The organism is Candidatus Frankia alpina (assembly GCF_902806485.1).
Classification (GTDB): domain Bacteria; phylum Actinomycetota; class Actinomycetes; order Frankiales; family Frankiaceae; genus Frankia; species Frankia alpina.
Genome location: NZ_CADCWT010000430.1, coordinates 1 through 2,102 on the forward strand (window position 1 = coordinate 1; position 2,102 = coordinate 2,102).

3 protein-coding genes are annotated in these 2,102 nt (G+C 59.5%); all 3 read right to left on the minus strand.

Annotated features, from left to right (window positions below):
- Positions 1–271: 271 nt before the first annotated feature.
- The 3 genes from G6R25_RS29995 to G6R25_RS23645 all read right to left on the minus strand — a co-directional run bounded on the left by G6R25_RS29995 (position 272) and on the right by G6R25_RS23645 (position 1,907).
- Entirely contained in the window at positions 272–565 is a 294-nt protein-coding gene (locus G6R25_RS29995; protein WP_328591880.1) for a restriction endonuclease, read from the minus strand.
- A 61-nt stretch (positions 566–626) separates the two neighbouring features.
- Entirely contained in the window at positions 627–1,019 is a 393-nt protein-coding gene (locus tag G6R25_RS23640) for a hypothetical protein (RefSeq protein ID WP_136449290.1), read from the minus strand.
- A gap of 45 nt (positions 1,020–1,064) precedes the next feature.
- On the minus strand, positions 1,065–1,907 hold the full coding sequence (locus G6R25_RS23645; protein WP_136449289.1) for a S1 family peptidase: 843 nt from the start codon (positions 1,905–1,907) through the stop codon (positions 1,065–1,067).
- Between the last annotated feature and the right edge of the window lie 195 nt (positions 1,908–2,102).

Sequence of the window (2,102 nt, forward strand, 5' to 3'; positions counted from 1 at the left end):
GAGACGCCGACTAGCCGCCGGCGCGGGGCCAGCGGGACGGCGGTCAGCCCGATTCGCAGGTTGCTGGAATCCACCAGCACGATCGACGGGCACGTGACAGCCCGAGGTTGGGCTTAGCTGAGGATCTTGTAGAAGCGGAATCCGACATAGGCGAGGGCAAAAAACCCGATTGCGAGGAGGTCGCCGTACGCGATCGGCTGAAACCCATGGTCGTTGCAGCGGCCGAGCAGACCCCGGCGCCGCCGGCGACACAGCCGTCCGGCAGTCCCGGTCACCGCACCACAGCGAAACAAGCCAGTACAGCCCCGCTATGAACGGCAGAAACACGACACGCACAAGCAAAACAATCATCGCGAGGCTTCCTCCGAGGCTTCTTCCCAGGTGGGCGAGACATCGGTGCGGCGCGCCGGGGTGCTCGGATACCGGGCAGGATCTGCTCGCCGATCATCCACCGGGCCAGCAGCTCCCGGTCAATCATCTGGATGCGGTGGCGGCGCCCGAAGTCCGCAGCTGCGGAGGCGAACCGGGCGGACGTAACCAGCAGTGCGACATCAGCAAAATACATACCTAGCAAGACATCCGCTATGGCGTAATGTGTAATCAGGACAAATTAAATGCCCTTTGAGTCAGAGTAGGCCCCGGCAACGCCGGATCGACTGTTCGTTGATTGCATGTTGCAGGTTCTCCTTGGCGATCCACCACTGGCCGGTCCAGCCCCGGTCGTCGACATAGACAAGGTACTTCGTGCCATCGCTCGTAGCGTCGAAAAAGCACGAAATGTAGACCGTTCGCGGCCAGCGTCCAACGCGTAGTGTTGGATCTGACGCGTCGGGGCCGACGACAGTCTGTGGGTCGACGTTGATAACGCCCGGAAGGCTGCACCCATCGGAGCACTGGAAGGTGGTGACAGAATTGACAACGGCCTTAGTCAAGTCGGCAGCGCTCGCAGGCACAGCAACCGGGGCTAGAGCGGCGCCAAAAGCAAGGGATACAATGGAAAATAACTTGACGTACTTCATAGAACTCCTTCAGGGGCAAGGTAAATGGGGGAACCTGGACCGGGGTCACTCCGGCGGGGCCAGCGCATAGCCGGTCTGCTCATAGAAGAACAGAAGAACCTTGGTATACCTGGCACCTTGAAGGTCGGACATGCGGCCATTAAAGATGCCGAATACGTTGCCGTTGTTCGAAAAAAGCGGGGAGCCTGAATCACCCTGCTGGAGAAACCGCACCGGGCCGCGAGTGAAGGAAAGATCCTGGGCGTCCGGCGGGTCCGCAGGTTCATCGCGGGGTCGCTCAGTGCTCCGGTGCCGGCAGACGGCACCGCTAAAGCCGAGACCAAGGCAATGCTCGATGCCGGACATCGACGTCCCGTTCACCGGGGCACTTTCGCTCGCCACCGGTCCATTGGTGAAAACTCTCCCGACGGCACGCGGATAGTAATGCGAGGAGACCACGACGCACGGCAACCTCTGGCTGCCGGGAATACACCCCGGGGCCACGCCAAGGTCGCGCCTCGGCTCAACCCTGATGAGCAGAAAATCATGATGAGCGGCTGATTTCCAAACGGCTTTGCCAACGACTTGCCCGGAGGTCGTAGTCCACTGATCACCGACCGACCCACAGTGCCCGGCAGTGAGAATAAAACGGACACTGCGCCGATACTCAGTAATCCCACCAAAGAACGAGTTATCCTTGAGGACGAGTCCAGCAGTACACCTCTTGGTAGCGGAAAACATAGTCGTCCCGGCCATAAAAGGTTCGGCACTGCGGGACTGAGGTACAGCTATCGCAGGGGTCACCGAAAGTACCGTTCCAGAAATCGCGAGAATCGCGACAGTTAAGACGGCGCGCATCCGCTCCGGGATTCGTTGTCGGAAGAGAGGACCGATGAGAAAAATATTCATACCCTGATGGTACTACGCTGATCAGCGTTTTAAGTCAAAAGAGTACGGATCCGGTACGCAGGAGCTGTCCCTCCGACATCCAGTTTTGATCATGGTAGACCATCGTCTCATCACCGGGGCGCCAGTACCCCGCCGATGGCCAGTGAGCCATTCCCGGCAACGATTTGTGAGGTTGGGTAATTGTTGCGGGGTGTG